We start from the raw sequence: 14966 nt of genomic DNA on the forward strand, positions 1-14966 counted from the left end.
TGCCCGCTGTCGATAACGGCGATACGGTCGGACATCGTCATCGCCTCCGCCTGGTCGTGAGTGACGTAGATGATGGTCGTGTCCAGTTCCTTGTGCAGACGCTGCAGTTCGGTCCGCATGTGGACGCGTAGTTTCGCGTCGAGGTTCGCCAGCGGTTCGTCCATCAGGAACACGTCGGGGTTCCGGACGATAGCGCGGGCGATAGCGACGCGCTGGCGCTGGCCGCCGGACATCTCGTCGGGCATGCGTTCGAGCATTCCCTCCAGTTGGACGATGTCGGAGGCGCGGTCGACGCGCCGGTCGATTTCCTCCTTCTCGTAGTCGCGGAGACGGAGGCCGAAGCTGATGTTGTCGTAGACGTTCATGTGCGGGAACAGCGCGATGTTCTGGAACACCATCGCTACCCCACGGTCTTTCGGCGGCAGTTTCGTCACCTCGCGGCCGCCGATGTGAATGGTCCCCTCCGTCGGGATAGTGAGACCTGCAATCATCTCCATCGTCGTCGACTTGCCACATCCCGACGGACCGACGAGGCAGACGAACTCCCCGTCTCGGATGTGTACGTTCATGTCGTCGACTGCCGTTACGTCGTCGTATCGTTTCGTTACGTGTTCGAGTTTTACGTCTCCCATTGTCTTACTCCTTGAGTGCCCCGGACGTGAGGCCGCTGACGATTTTCTCCTGTGCGACCATGACCAGAATGGCCATCGGTAGCACGCCGATAATACTCGCTGCCGCCATCAGGTGGTATGGCGTGTCGTACTGTCCCTGCAAGCCGATGATACCCGCGACGAGCGGGGCCCAACTGCCGGGTTCGCCGTTGTTCATCAGGAACGAGAAGAAGAACTCGTTGTAGACGCTGATGAACGTGAGCACGCCTGCGGTCGCCACGCCGGGTGCCGACAGCGGGATGATGACGCGGAACAGTGCGCCGAGTCGCGTCGTCCCTTCGACGCGAGCGGCGTCCTCCAACCCGTCGGGAATCTGTCCGTAGAAGGTCGTGAGGATGAAGATGGACAGCGGCATGAACAGCGCGCTGAACGGTAGCACCATCGCCCCCGGCGTGTTGTACAGTTCCGGGAAGCCGACGGCGAGACCGGTGAGGGGAATGGGAATGGCCACGTTCCCCGTAAACAGGTCGTACAGCGGCAGCAGGAACGCCGCCGGTGGGAAGTACGAGATGGCGAGAATGGCGAGCATCAACGGTCCGCGTCCGGGGAACCGGAGACGACCGAAGACGTAGCCTGCGAGACTCGCCAGCACCAGCACGATGACCGTCGTGAGGATGCCGAGCACGAAGCTGTTGAACATGAAGATGTGGAACGGCACCCGTTGGAACACGACGATGAACGACTCGACGTTCAGCGTCCCACCCGGCGGGTAGAGGCCGACGTTCTGCAGCGCCCGTGGCGGCGTCAGCGACAGCACGAGCAGCCAGTAGAACGGGAACAGCGTCGTAAGCAGGAAGAACGCGGTCACGATGTAGAACAGCCCGCGGTACGTCCGCTCGGGGTTCTTAATCGAACTGCTGACCCATCGGCTGAACGGCCCGCGCTTCAGTTCGCGGTCGCCACCCGTGCCGATGGTCGTCGAGTCGCCGGTCTGTGGTTCGCTTCCCATCAGAATCCACCTCCTTCAGCGTCGGCGAACTTCACGATGTAGACGGACACCGCGATGCCGATGATGGCGGCTGTGATGAACGCGACGGACGCCGCGGTCCCGTACGCGCGTTGGTTGAAGCTCGTGACGACGAGACACGACAGCGACGGCACCGTCGTACAGGCCGCCGTCGTCTCGATGATACCGTAGACGCGCATCGCCGCGATGGTGCGGAACAGCATGGCGACCAGCACCGTCGGCAGGATGAGCGGCATCGTAATCATCTTGAACTGCTGCCACTTCGACGCACCGGCGACCCGGGCGACGTCGTACAGCGAGCGGTCGATACTCTGCAGACCGGCGAGGATGAGCAGCGCCATGAACGCCGAGGTCTTCCAAATGTCGGCGACGATGATGATGGTCGTCGCGTCCACCGTGTTCGCAAGCGGCGTCGTGCCAATCCACGTCAACTGGTTGAGCAGCGTCGGGTTCTGACTGGTTCCGATGAGGAAGCCGATTCCCGGTTGGAACAGCAGGTAGAAGATCATCCCCTGAATGACGATGGGCACCGCCCACGGGATGATGATAGCGACGCGAACCCAGCGCCGACCACGGAAGTCCTGGTCGAGCACGAGCGCCTGTCCGAAGCCGACGATAGTCTCGAAGAAGACGCTCACGACGGTGAACACGAGGGTCACGCCGAGCGCACTTGCAAAGATACCGTTCGGTGTCAGCGCCGTCGGCATGAACGCCGACGGGAGCGCGTACGTCTTCTGGTTAGTGAGCAGTTCTACGTAGTTCTGGATGCCGACGAACTCTCCGAGGTTGGACGCCCCCGACAGTGCGTCCGCGAAAAGCGACATCCCGAACGTCGTGACGAGCGGATACACCGCTATCACCAGCAGCAACAGCAGTGCCGGTGCGAGCAACAAGTAGGCGTATGCCGTCTCGCTCAGGTTTTCCATCCAGCGGACTGTGCTGACGTACGGTCCCGACCGAGACCTGTCGCCTACAGTCCCCTGTGATTCCTGTTCTGTGGCCATTGGTAACAAGTATAAACTGGGGGGAAGTCCCTTAGGCGTTCTGTTCGATTTGCTCGAGGCTGGATTCGAGGCTCGACATGGCGTCTTCCGGCGACTTCTGCTGAGCGTACGTCGAGTTGACTTCCTGGTAGATTTGCTGGGACTCGCGCGGCCAGACAGCCGTCACGGGACGCGGGACGGCGTTCTCACCGGCGACACGCAGCTGTTCGAGGTATCGACCGATAACGGGGACCTCCGCCGCACGGTCGGAGTTGAGCAGTTCCGGCTTCGGCGGAATCCACCCGAGAATCTCGAACATCCGGAGGTTGAACTCGTCGGTCATCATCGCTTGGATGACGGCCGCGGCAGCGTTCTTCTGCTCGCTGCTGGAGTTCGGGTTCATCGAGATGTGCCAGCCACCGAGCGCGGCGGACGGGCCGCCGGTGCCTTCGTACTGGGCTTCGTCGGGCGTCACGGCGTACGGAATCGGCATCACGCCGAGGTTCTCGCCGTAGTTCTCCTCTGCGCCGTTCTCGACGATGGAGTACGGCCAGTTACGCAGCGCAACGGCGTTGCCGTTGTCGAACGGCGCTTTCGAGGGGTCCTCCTGCCACTGCAGCACTGCTTCGGGCGAAATCTTCTGGTAGCCCTCCAAGGAGTGCTCGTCGTCCTGTCCGTGGATGAACGTCCGAATCATGCGGATGGACTGGAGAATCGGCTCCTCGTTGACCGTGATGGGTCGGTCGCCGACCGGTCCGAACAGGTTGTCGTGGTCGCCGAAGTACGCCCCTCCCCAGCCGGTGATGAACTCGTTGAAGTCACAGCACGACAGGCCCTCGTAGGCCGCCGCCTGGAAGTTGAAGCCCATTTCGACGTCGTCGCTCTGGGAGACGACGTCGGCAATCATGTTGTTGAACTCTTGCCACGTCATCGACTCCGTCGCCCAGTTCTGGCCTTCGGGGTCGTAGCCGGCTTGGGTGACGAGGTCCTTTCGGTACTGAATCGTCGGGAAATCGGGGAACAGCGGAATCGCGTACAGGTCCCCGGAGTCGGGGTCCTTCGCAGTGTCCACGCTGGCCCCGAAGTAGTTGTCCTCCACCTGCGAGACCATCTCGCTCGGCAGCGACTGCCCGAGGTTCTGGAGTTGCTCGCGGACGATGAACGGAATCGTCCACCCGCTGTCCGTCATCAGAAGCGTCGGCTCTTCCTGACCGGAGTTGAGCCACGTCTGATACTGGTTCTGACGGTCGTCGGTTACCTGTGAGCCACCGAGGATGTCGATGGAGATGTTCTCCGGCAGACCCGCGTCTCGGAGAATCTGGACGACTTGGTCGGAGTTGTCGGCGACACGCGAGTCCGCCGCCCACTGGACGGTGACGTCGTTGCTTACCGAACTCGGGTCGAGTTGTTCGGCGCTGCCGTTGCCGCCACTGCCGTTTCCACCTCCGCCGCCGTTTCCACCGTCTTGGCTCTGGATACACCCGGCAAGACCCAGTGCGACGCCGGATGCACCGGCAGCCTGCACGAATCGTCGTCGGGAGACACCACTTCGTCGCTTCGACTGGTCACGTGAGTCAGCATCGACCATTACAGTTTGTCTTCTTGGCAGAGGACTTATTTATAGCTTCGGCACAGTTACTACCTCTGTTGTAGTGAATTAACTGTCACGTGGATATCGCGGCGTACGAGGCCGCTGTCTGTCGTTTTAGCTGTTGTTAACGAAACACCTACCGCGTCAATCTCGGTATTCTGAGCGTTAGGCTGCGGTTCAGTTTTTGTGTGCAACCGGCCAGTGAGGTGTCTTCGGTGACTCGATTCGCTCCATTTCCGTGTCCGTGAGACGCACGTCGAGCGCCTCGACGCTCTGTTCGAGGTGGTCGATGCTCCGCGGGCCGATTATTGGCGCGGTGACGACGGGTTTGTGTAGCAACCACGAAAGCGACACCTGCACCGGCGACGTCCCCTTCTCGTCGGCAATAGCACGAATCTCGTCGAGCACCGTCCAGTTCTCGTCGGTGAACCGCTCTTGTGTGTATTCGTCGGTGTCGGCGCGGAGGCCTTCTTCGACGTCACCGTCGCGTTCGTACTTGCCGGTCAGGAACCCACCTGCTAGCGGCGACCACGGTATAACGCCGACGCCCTCACCCTCACAGACCGGGAGCAGATTGGCTTCCTCGTGGCGGTCCACCGCGTTGTACTCCGGTTGCATGCAGGTAAAGCGCTCGTACTCCTCGATGTCGCTTTTGTACAGCGCCTTCGTGAACTGATAAGCTGTCATCGTACTCGCGCCGATGTACCGTACTTTCCCCGTTTCGACGAGGTGATTCAGCGCGGAGAGCGTCTCCTCGATGGGCGTCTCGTCGTCCCAGCGGTGAATCTGGTAGAGGTCGATGTAGTCGGTTCCCAAGCGTTCGAGACTCGCCTCCGCTTGGTCCAAGATGTGTTTTCGGGAGAGTCCCTGCCCGTTCGGGTAGTCGCCCATCTCGCCGAACACTTTGGTTGCGACGACGAGTTCGTCGCGGTTGCGTCCCTCGATTGCCTTCCCGACAATCTCCTCGCTCTCGCCGTGCGAGTAGACGTTTGCGGTGTCGAGAAAGTTGATGCCGAGGTCCAGCGCCCGGTGGATGAGTTCGATACTCGCCTCCTCGTCGTTCATCATCCACTCCGCGCCCGACCCGAAGTTCATACAGCCGAGACAGAACCGAGAGACGTCCAGTCCCGCCGTTCCGAGTTTCGTGTACTCCATCTCCGTCATACGTCACCTTCGACCACGGACGGCAAAAGTGTGGAGGCGCCGATGAATCACGGAGACGTCGCCGTGGAATAGGTGAACACGGCAGAACCCTCAAGTCATCGCGGCAACCACTCTCGGGCATGTCACTGTTCGACACCGTTCGCCGTCCCGAGTACACCGGTGAACGACGATGCTGGCCGTGTACTGTGGTTAACGCGGCCGTTATCGCTGTCGTCTGCCTGCTTCTCGCTCCGTTTTCCTACGGCATTTCGCTTCTCGTCGGCGCTGTCGGCGTCGGCCTCGTCTATCTCCGCGGCTACGCGGTTCCGTTCACGCCGACGTTCGCGCCGAAACTCGTCGCGCGTCTCCCCGTCGACTTCGGCCCGACGTACGCCGTCGGCGAGGAGAGCGGCAGTCTGAGCGACGTCGGTGTCGACGACCGCACGGACTCGGCATCGAACACGAGGAGCGACAAGAACGCCGAGAACGTCGAGAACGACACGGAAGGCGGCGACGACTCCGGTTCCTCGGAGGACACCGAGGACTCCGAAGACTCCGAGAACGCCGAGACGCGCCGCTCCGACGCGCTGACCGACGACGATATCGACGGCGACGTTCTCGTTAGAGAACTCGCAGCGGCGGGCGTCTTCACCGAGAACGGCGAACTGTACCTCACCGACGCGTTCGTCGACGAGTGGACCGACGAGATGACCGGACTGCGCGAGGCCGACCGGGAGACGCTCGCCGCGGCGGCCGCCGACGCGATGCCCGCGAAGGCGACGTGGACCCTCGACGACGACTGGGTCGTCCTCGACGCCGACGGGGCGAAGACGTGGCTCACCGAATCGGTAGCGATTGCGGAGACGAGCGCCGTGCGAGCGCTTCGCTCCCACGACGTCGACGATGGCGTGGCCGCGCAGGCGGCGAATCCGCTCCGGATGTTCCTGCCGGAGTGTCCCGTCTGTGGCGGGGGCGTCGTCGAGACGACGGTGAGAAACTGCTGCGGCGGGACGATGGGCGTGTACGACTCGCCGGATATCGAGGTACTCGCCTGCGAGTCGTGCGACGAACTGCTGTACGAGTTCTGAACGAAGAGGAGGAAACTCAGTCGTCCGTCTGTTGTTGCGCGCCGTCGCGGAGGCGGTCGGCGCGGCCCGGCGGTTCCTCGCGGCCGATGCGGATGTCTTGGCCTTCGATGTCTTCGAGCGCCGCGACCAACCCGCCGACGTGGACCGGGCCGTCGTCGGTTTCGACGATGAGCGACGCGACTTCTTCGGTGTCCTCGAACGCGAGGTCGACGACCCGGCCTTCGACGACGACGGGGTCGCCCGTCTCGATGTCGCGGCCCTCGACGGTGGCGTAAAAGTCACCGTCGAGGTCACGGATATCCTTCACGGCGCGGCGGATGGAGGCGTAGCGCCGGGGAAACGGACGGTCCTTGCCGTCGGCGGCGACGGTGTCTGCGGTCGTCCAGAGGACGGTGCCGAAAAAGCCCGAAACCAGAAACCCGAGCGCCGAGCGGTTGAAGATGACGCCGTAGCGGTCCCGGTCGTCGCGGAGGGCGTCTTGGGTCGCGTAGATGGAGTACTCGCCGTCGGCGACGGCCAACACGGGCGTCGTGATGCCGCGACGGGTGCGTGCGGTGGTGCAGACGTCCATATAGTCGAACTCGGCGGGGTCGGGCGCTTCAGACGCCGGCGTGACGAGAAGGTCGATGCTGACGCCGGCGTCGGTCGCCTCGACGAGGTCGTCGTGGAATCGCTGGAGGAGGTCCGGCGTGAGCGAGAGTACGAGTTCGAACTCCGCGGAGTCGATAATCTCCTCGATGTACCGGAGAATGGTTGACCGCGATTTGACGAGCGACACCGCCTCCGTCTCGCGTGCAGGAGCGGTGTACCGCGCGCCGAGTTCCTCGACCATCTCGGAGAACGAGTCGCGGAAGTTGCCGAACGCGTTCTCGGGGTCGACGGCGACGATTTTCATCGGCCGCGACTCCCGGAGTTCGACCAACCCCCGGTCGGCGAGGCTCCGAACCGTGTCGTACACCCGCGGTTGCGGGATGTCGGTTCGGTCGGCGATTTCGCTCGCGGTCAACTGTCCGTGTTCTAAGACGGCGAGATACGCGTCGATTTCGTACTCGCCGAGGTTGAAGCGCTCGCCGACGCGCTCCATCGTCAGTCGAAGGTCATCGACCATGATAGTTTGGCCACGCTCCGCACGTAAGTGATTTACTATAAGACGAGTAGCACGCAGTTCCGAAACGAGGTTGTCTGCGGGTGCTTAGACGTTCCAGACAGCCACTCATCAACGTTCTGGTCCGGATGTCGTCCCGCTAGCACGTCGCAGGCGAGCGGGTCGCGTCCTCGTTCACATGTACATTCGGTCCTCTGCGGTGTCGCTCTCGCGGGTGTCGATGCGCTCGGCCAGTTCGCCGTAGTACTGCCGGACGCGTTCGGCGAACGCTTCGAGCGGGCCGATGTCGATGCCGAGGTCGTACACGTCGTCGACGGCGTCGAGCAGTCTGAGTGCGGCCTCTACGTCGGGAACTTGCGCGTGGACGGGTGTGACGTAGACGCAGACGCCGAGCGGCGAGGAGAGTCCTCGTTCGACGAACGCGGCGTTCGTCCCGTCGAGAAAGCCGTTGCCCATCGCGGGCACGTCGGACTCTCCGAGTCTGGACTCGCGGTAGTCGTCGGTGGCGATGTAGAACGTTCGGTGTTGTTCGGGACCGTGCGGCACCGGCACACCAGAGAGAATGGCGACTTCCTCAACGTCTGCGGCCTCCGTCCAGTCGAGAATCGCGTCCGAGAACGTCTTGCCCGCCGTCGCCGGGACGAACAGTTCGCTGACGAGTACGGTCAAATCGAGGTCGGCCCGCGAAAACAGTCGCGTGTGGTGTCTTGGTCGGCCGTTCTCGAACGGTGTAATTGCCGGGAGACCCTCAGCGACGATGTGGCCCGTCTCCTGCAGGTCGAGGTGGTCGACCAGATAATCGACGGCGGTCAGTCCGGCAAGGCCGAACGTCGAAAAGCCGGCGAGAAGCGTTTCGCTGGGGTCGGTTTCGTGCGAGACGTGGAAGTCCAACGACGGCTGGGGAGCGGACATACAACAGAGTCCGTCGAGCGAGGATTTAGCGGTTAGCCGCCCGCGAGCGAGTCGTCGGCCGCAGGCGAGTGGCTGTGGGACTGCGGGACGTTCGCGTGTTCGCCGGAGGAGAACGTTTTTTCACGTTGCCTGAGTCACGTTGTTCAATGATAGCGGGTCGAGTATCGACGGTCCTCCAGGTGGTTCTCCAACAGACGACCACGACGACCACCCCCGAGAGCACCGACAACACCGCCCAGGGGTTCGGCGAGTTCCTTGCGAGTCTCGCTCCCGAGTGGGTACAACAGCTTCCCGGCTGGCGGTTCGTCCTCGCCGTCCTCATCCTGTTGGCGGGCGTCTACCTCTCGAAACTCGTCGTCCGACTGCTCGGCCGTCCCGTCGCCAAGCGGTTCGCCCGGCAGAGCGTCGCTCAGATGGTGTTGTCGGGTGTCCGAATCGTCGTCATCCTCATGTCGGCGTTCGTCTCGCTCGGAGCGTACGGAGCTACGCTCCCCGACATCGTCGTCTTCGGGACGGTGTTCTCGGCGGTGGTCGGTATCGTGCTCGCGCCCATCATCGGCAGCGTCATCAACGGGCTGTTCATCCTCGCCGATCAGCCGTACGAAATCGGCGACATGATAGAACTCGACACCGGAGAGCGCGGGTTCGTCGAAGAGATTACGATTCGCTACACCAAGATGTTCACACTCGACAATACGTTCTTGGTGCTGCCGAACTCCTCGGTCCGCGAACGCGACGTGGTGAACTACTCCGCCGAAGACAAGCGGACGCGACTCACCCTCAACATACTCGTCACCTACGAGTCCGACATCGAAACCGCGCGACGACTCATCGAACGCGCCGCACAGAACTGTGAGGACGTCATCGAAGGCGGTCCCGCCATCCGTATCGGCAGCGCCCGCTACCCGGCGAAGCCGACCTGTTATCTCGACAGCTACGGCGACCACGGCATCGTGCTCACGCTGCGATACTGGGCGAAACAGCCCTACAAGATGCTCACCGTCCGCTCGAAGGTCCAAACGCGAATCAAGACCCTGTTCGAGGAGTCCGACGCGACGCTGAAGTTCGCGTACCCACACCAGCATCTCGTCTTCGACGAGACCAGCGGCACCGCGAACGTCAACGTCGACAGTGGACGGTGGCGGTCGTTGCCCGGCGACGGCGAACGCCTCTCGAACCCCGATGACCCCTCCGGGCCGAACACCTGAGTTCGGCCGGCTACTTAGTGTTCTCCGACCCGCTCGCTACGGATACGGATGAAACGGCGCGTCCAGTCGGGGGTCGAAGCCGAGGTCAGCCGGGACGTTCCGCGCTCGGTCGCCGAAGAACGTCTCGCCCGTGAAAAGCGGTTGCGCCTCCGGGGCGACGACTCTGACCGCCTCGAATCCCAGTTTCGCCACGTCCGGCGTCGTGACACGAGCGGCGTACGTGTCGACACCGGCGGTCGACGCGCGTGAGACGACCGTTTCGAGTTCTTCGACTCCCGACAACTCCGCCGTACCAACGTCGTCGGCGCGGACTCGTCCACTCGCGTCGACGAACCGTCTCGCCGCTCTCGGGAAGTCGGCATACTCGCCGATAGCGCCGCTCTCACCGGCCGCTCGCTCCGGACCCATCGCCCGGAGTTCGGTCCAGTTCTGCAGCGCCTCCGCCAGTGCCGAGCGAGCGGCCGCCGCCGCATCCAAGTCTGCACCCGACCCGACGGCGAAGCGTGGCCAACTCTCCGCCTCGTCACCGTCGCCGCCCTCTCTGTGGACCGCGGCGGCGACGACGGGCACGTCGATATCCTGCGTCACGAGCAGCGGCGTCACCGACAGCGATTCCGCGCGTGCGCGGCCGACCAACGTCTCGAACCCGTCGTCGTCGACGACGAGTTCCAGCGGGTCGAACGTCGAGTACCACGCCAGCATCGTCGCGTCGCGTTCGAGTACCTCGTACAGGCCCGACAGACAGGCTTCGGCCGTCGAGTTGCCGAGTCCCAACCCTGTGGTGATGGCCGGTTTGTGTCGCTCGTTCGGTGGCGGGAACTGGACGAACTCCGCAGGCAGCGAGACGCGCTCCTCGGAACCGAGGTCGACGCCCTCGACCCATGGAATCGACTCGTCTCTGCTCACCGTCTCCCAGCCGTCGGGACGGACGAACCGCCGCGGCGACACCGGATTCGCGCGGTTGGTCTCGGAGGCGGTGACGAACTCACTGTTCCGATAAACGCCCGCACAGTAACGCTCCAGCGCCTCGCCGAGCGCTTTCATGAACGCGGGATTCCAGTCGGCGTCGACGCCCGCGGCGAACTCGGCGGCCCGCGCGTCAGAGAAGACGGTCGTATCCGCCGTCTGAGCGAAGTAATATGGAACTGGAAACGACTCGCGTTCGCCAACGCTGCGCACGAGTCCGACTCGGTCGTCGAGTGCGCGCTCGGCACGGGCCAAGGAGTCGTCTACGTCGGCGTCGCGGTACGCAAGCGAGAGCGTTCGGTCGCGGGAGTCGGCGCAGTCGCATCCGGGTGCAGGATGGAACTCCCGTTCGGGGCCGGGAACTTCGACGACTGTCCCGGCGATGTCGTCGCCCGAGAGCAGTGAAACGGCGCGACGACCGGCGACGGCACCCGCGAGGCGGACCGCGGCTCTGTCACCGCGTGGTCTCTCGGCGGCGTCGTCGTCGAGATTCGAGGCGACGCGGGCGCGGAGGCAGTGAAAACAGCCCGAGTCGGCGTCGAAGAGAGACACGGAGGCGTCGAGCGAGGCGAGCGGATGACCACCGACGCCGCCGACTTCGACGGCGACCCAGCGCTCGCAGCGGTCGTTCGCCCGTGCGAACGCGTCGCTACCGGCGGGTGCGACGACGGCGGCGAAGTCGAACTTCGAGAGGGCGTCCGTGGTCGTCTCCGAAACCTGTGCGTCGATGTCCGCGAACGCTGCGCGGAGCGACTCCGCGGCGGGACCTGACCCGACGAGACCGACGTGCATGCGTCGCTAAATGCAACAGCGGAAAGAAAAGGCGTCGTTCGGCGAGACGGATTCGTGAGTGGACGGCGTGGATGCGGTACGGCCGCTGTCGATGCAAGCCACAGTACCGCGTGCGAGGCCGTGAGGCCGAGTGCGCGGCTTTTTGGTACAGATTTTCGCGGGGTTCGAGCACCGCAAAGCGGCGTGAGGACCTCGCTAAAAAGTGGTTTAGTTGAGCATGCTCATCGCAACGCTGGCGAGTTCGTCGCCGTTCGCGCCGCGGAGTCGGTCGTCGCCGAGTTTCAGACGGAGACGCGGGCGGCCGACGTCGATGGGGACTTTCTCGGTGTCGATGAGGCCCATGTCTTCGAGTTTCGTCTTCGTGCGCGAGAACGTCGCTTTCGAGGCGATGCCGACGTCTTCGCCCCACTTCGAGATGTCGTACAGCAGCACGTCGTTCTTCGCGGCGATGAGCAGACTGATAGTCACTTCGTCGAGGCCGTCGCCGTCACCGCGGGCGGTCTCCAGCGACGCGAGTACGGCGTCGAAGTCAGATTCGGCCTGGTCGCTGATTTCGGTTCCGAGCGTGTCTCGAACTCGCGAAATCGGGGGCGTGCGGAGTTTGAAGTCGGGCGACTCCTCCCACAGTGTCTCGTACGTGTCGAGCGCCGCGTCGACGAACTCGGCGTCCTCGGTGGTCAGTGCGGCGACGCGGTCGTTCGCGGTGACGAGCGCCATCACGGCGTCGCTAGTGACGAGCAGCGCGTTGTCTATCTCCTCGTCGGTGGTGCGCATCGACAGGACGCCCGCGTCGATGAGGTCGGCGGCGTTGCTGGCGACGATGAAGTCACCCATCACGTCTTTCAGGATACCTTCGTCGGCGACCATCCGAACGGTCGGGAGGTCGGTGTCGACGGCGGTGGCGACGGCGATGAGTTCTTCGACCGCCTCCGCGGACGGGTCGACGACGAACAGGTCGTCGTCTGCGTCTTCGAGTGCGGCACGGAGAATATCCTCTATTTGTTCTTCGAGTAAATTCGAGGCCATATTTCTGTGGTGATAAACGACAGGCGATTATTTAATATTAACGCTACCTTTCAGTTGGATTCGCTCGGGTCGTCAGAACGGTTTTAGTCGTGTGTAATGTCATAGAATTTACATTTTTCGTAACTGTTAACTATCACCAAGGCACATGAGATATTTGATATGTCAGGGGAGCGTTCTGAGCGTCGGTACACTGGTTCGTCCGCTATCGTGTTTCTCGCCCGGCACCCGCGTGCCCTCGTCGCCTGTGTTGCGCTCGTCGCAGGAGTAGCGACACAGGGAACGGTCGGCGCGGAGTTGGTGTTAGAGCCGTCCGGAGGCCACAGTGCTACCGCCGGCCCGTAGAGTCGTTCGGTTACTCTCGAAGCACGTTCGCTAACTCGTCTGACCAGTGGATATCGCCGTCGTAGACGATTGGCGTGTTGGCGAAGTCCAGAAAGTCGCACAGTGCCTCCCGTTGGAGTTCGTACGTGCCTGCCGACCCGTACAGCCGTGAGGTGTCGTTCGACGTGACGTGTGTCTGGAAGTAGCCGCCGTTTATCCAAGGTGAGCGAACGTCGTAGTTGAGTTCGAACCGGTCGGTATCGAGTTGTGTGAGTTCGACGTCCGAGGAGACGTAGTTTTCCGACTGGGCGAGCACGTGCGTGCCGTCACCGACGACGGCGTAGTCTTTGCCGGTCATGATACGCCGTCGGGCCATCTGCATCGCCCGCTCGAAACAGAACCCGTGGACCAGAAGGCGGGCGAACATCGTGCCGACTTTCGCCGCCTGACTGTCGACGACCCGGTTGAACGTCACCGCGCCGGTGACGCTTCCTTTTTTCACGAGTCCGATTCCCTCGTGGAACGACCCGCACGCGTTCAGGAAGAACGTCTGGGCGTTCGACTCGGCGAGCGACGACGCCGACAGGTTCCCGTCCGGACAGCGTAGCCCCGCCCGGTCACAGTGGCCGATGTAGTGGACGAAGTCGTGCGGCGTCTCGAACACCTCGGCGAGTTCGTCGACGGAGAGGTGTTCTCGGACTTTGATATCGATATCGAGTTCTTCGGCCCGTTCGCGGTAGATTCGGGCGGCTTCGGCGTACTCGTCGTCCATCCCACGGTCGTTGAGGATAGCGACGACGGAGATGGAGTTGCCCGCTCGGTCAAGGAAGTCGAAGCGGTTCTCGTACGCCTCCGGGACGCTCTTGAACACGTCTATCGGGACGCTGCCGGCCAGCCAGCCGTGCGTACGACCCGGGCCGAGTTTCGGGTTCGTGAGGTCGACGGCGACGGCCTCTCTCTCCGACGATTTGACGCCGCGGTAGAAATCGTCGAGCGAGCGTGAGAGCCGTTCGCCGCCGTCGAGCGGCGTCGACTCCGGCAGGAAGATGTTCGGAACGTTCTGGAGGAGGTACGGGAGCGTCTTCGCGTGCGACATCGTCGGTTCGACGTACATCGACAGATGCCACTCGGGTAACTCGTCGGAGATACGCTCGAACGGAACGTCGAGATACGTGTTCAGCCGGTGCGACACCGGTGCGGCGTACAGCGCGTCGGTGTCGAGCGCGAACTCCGAGAGGAGGTCTAGTTCCGCGAGGTCGGTGCCGTGTGGACCGGCGTTTCTCACGAGACAGTCCAACAGGAACGTCCGTCGCAACAGCGCCGCCGTCTCGTACTGGAACGACGGGAGTGAGGGCAGTTCGTGGACTCGGCCGGCGCTCTCGATGCGTGGCGTCGCCCCCGACTCCACGGAGACGTTCGCGCCGAGGTAGTGCGCCAGCGACGACGCCGGAAACAGATACTCCAAGTCCGGCGGGAGGCGGAGTTCTATCTCCGTCTCCTCGCGGCGTTCGGCGACGACGTCCGGAATCGACACGGACTCACCGAACTCCAGACGGGGCGGGTGGTCCCGCATCGTCGGATACGACCGGTCGGCGGTGGTCGTCCGGTGTCCGGACGGGAACTGCGAGAGCGCGGTTGCGACGCCCTCTATCGTCCGCGGGACGACGACGGTCTCTGCGGGTTTCTGAGTTCGACTGCGGAAGCCGAGCGTCACCGTCGTCGGTTCCGGAAACGAGAGCACCGACGCCTCGTAGTTCGGTTTCTCCAGACGGGCGGGACCGGAGAACGCGACGTACACCAACATGTTCGCGTCGACGCGAACGACGTACTCGTCGGCTGGAAGCTCTATCGGGCCGACTTCGCTGGCGAGTTCGAAGCTGTGGCCTTCGTCGGTTTCGGCTACCAGAAACACCGGTGGGAACTGCAACCGTGTCGTCCGCCCCGAGATACGCAGGTCGTGGTCGCGGGGCATCGTCGGCCCGTCGGCCGACTCCGTCCAGCCCTCAGTGACGACGTCGATACTGGTCTTCGAGGAGTCAACGGCTTTGATTCCTTGTTCGGTCGACTCCACCGAAATCATGTAGGATACGAAGATTGATGCCCGGCGACGTATATCTCTGTCGGAGCGACCCGAAACCGTCTCTACGGGGTTCTCGGGAGCGATACCGACCGCTCGGTACCGTTCCCAATCGG

The 14966-nt window shown here is 63.1% G+C and carries 13 protein-coding genes; 3 read left to right on the top strand and 10 right to left on the bottom strand.

Annotated features, from left to right (window positions below; translation table 11 throughout):
• The 5 genes from AUR64_RS16170 to AUR64_RS16190 all read right to left on the bottom strand — a co-directional run.
• A partial coding sequence (locus AUR64_RS16170) for an ABC transporter ATP-binding protein (protein ID WP_155120634.1) occupies positions 1-632 on the bottom strand: 632 nt, incomplete at its 3' end.
• Positions 633-636: 4 nt separating this feature from the next.
• On the bottom strand, positions 637-1620 hold the full coding sequence (locus AUR64_RS16175) for a carbohydrate ABC transporter permease (RefSeq protein WP_058583009.1): 984 nt from the start codon (positions 1618-1620) through the stop codon (positions 637-639).
• Entirely contained in the window at positions 1620-2564 is a 945-nt protein-coding gene (locus AUR64_RS16180; RefSeq protein WP_058583010.1) for a carbohydrate ABC transporter permease, read from the bottom strand. Before AUR64_RS16180 ends, AUR64_RS16175 begins: the two co-directional genes overlap by 1 nt.
• Positions 2565-2673: 109 nt before the next feature.
• A complete protein-coding gene (locus AUR64_RS16185) occupies positions 2674-4209 on the bottom strand; it encodes a substrate-binding domain-containing protein (RefSeq protein ID WP_082230827.1) in 1536 nt (511 codons plus the stop codon).
• A gap of 180 nt (positions 4210-4389) precedes the next feature.
• On the bottom strand, positions 4390-5376 hold the full coding sequence (locus AUR64_RS16190) for an aldo/keto reductase (RefSeq protein WP_058583011.1): 987 nt from the start codon (positions 5374-5376) through the stop codon (positions 4390-4392).
• A gap of 119 nt (positions 5377-5495) precedes the next feature.
• On the opposite strand from AUR64_RS16190, the gene AUR64_RS16195 reads away from it, so the two are divergent.
• The gene (locus AUR64_RS16195; protein ID WP_058583012.1) at positions 5496-6443 is read left to right on the top strand and encodes a hypothetical protein; all 948 of its coding nucleotides are present in this window, start codon (positions 5496-5498) and stop codon (positions 6441-6443) included.
• 16 nt (positions 6444-6459) lie between these two features.
• Here AUR64_RS16195 and trmB read toward each other — a convergent pair whose 3' ends face one another.
• Together trmB and AUR64_RS16205 are read right to left on the bottom strand one after the other, a co-directional pair.
• A complete protein-coding gene (gene trmB, locus AUR64_RS16200; RefSeq protein WP_058583013.1) occupies positions 6460-7551 on the bottom strand; it encodes an HTH-type sugar sensing transcriptional regulator TrmB in 1092 nt (363 codons plus the stop codon).
• A 171-nt stretch (positions 7552-7722) separates the two neighbouring features.
• Positions 7723-8460 carry a proteasome assembly chaperone family protein gene (locus AUR64_RS16205; RefSeq protein WP_058583014.1) on the bottom strand — a complete coding sequence of 246 codons (738 nt, stop codon included), beginning with the start codon at positions 8458-8460 and terminating at the stop codon, positions 7723-7725.
• Between the two features lie 146 nt (positions 8461-8606).
• Here AUR64_RS16205 and AUR64_RS16210 point away from each other — a divergent pair, with 146 nt between their 5' ends.
• Complete coding sequence (locus AUR64_RS16210; RefSeq protein ID WP_058583015.1) at positions 8607-9668, top strand: mechanosensitive ion channel family protein; 1062 nt, start codon at positions 8607-8609, stop codon at positions 9666-9668.
• A 36-nt stretch (positions 9669-9704) separates the two neighbouring features.
• Here the strand turns inward: AUR64_RS16210 and AUR64_RS16215 are convergent, their stop codons facing one another.
• Complete coding sequence (locus AUR64_RS16215; protein WP_058583016.1) at positions 9705-11426, bottom strand: YcaO-like family protein; 1722 nt, start codon at positions 11424-11426, stop codon at positions 9705-9707.
• A 207-nt stretch (positions 11427-11633) separates the two neighbouring features.
• Positions 11634-12452 carry a transcriptional regulator TbsP gene (gene tbsP / locus AUR64_RS16220; protein WP_058583017.1) on the bottom strand — a complete coding sequence of 273 codons (819 nt, stop codon included), beginning with the start codon at positions 12450-12452 and terminating at the stop codon, positions 11634-11636.
• Positions 12453-12611: 159 nt separating this feature from the next.
• Here tbsP and AUR64_RS20610 point away from each other — a divergent pair, with 159 nt between their 5' ends.
• On the top strand, positions 12612-12794 hold the full coding sequence (locus AUR64_RS20610; RefSeq protein ID WP_155120635.1) for a hypothetical protein: 183 nt from the start codon (positions 12612-12614) through the stop codon (positions 12792-12794).
• 10 nt (positions 12795-12804) lie between these two features.
• On the opposite strand, the gene AUR64_RS16225 is transcribed toward AUR64_RS20610, so the two are convergent.
• Positions 12805-14853, bottom strand: coding sequence for a hypothetical protein (locus AUR64_RS16225; protein ID WP_058583018.1), 2049 nt, complete (start codon positions 14851-14853; stop codon positions 12805-12807).
• Between the last annotated feature and the right edge of the window lie 113 nt (positions 14854-14966).

The sequence above is a fragment of the Haloprofundus marisrubri genome, assembly GCF_001469955.1.
Classification (GTDB): Archaea; Halobacteriota; Halobacteria; order Halobacteriales; family Haloferacaceae; genus Haloprofundus; species Haloprofundus marisrubri.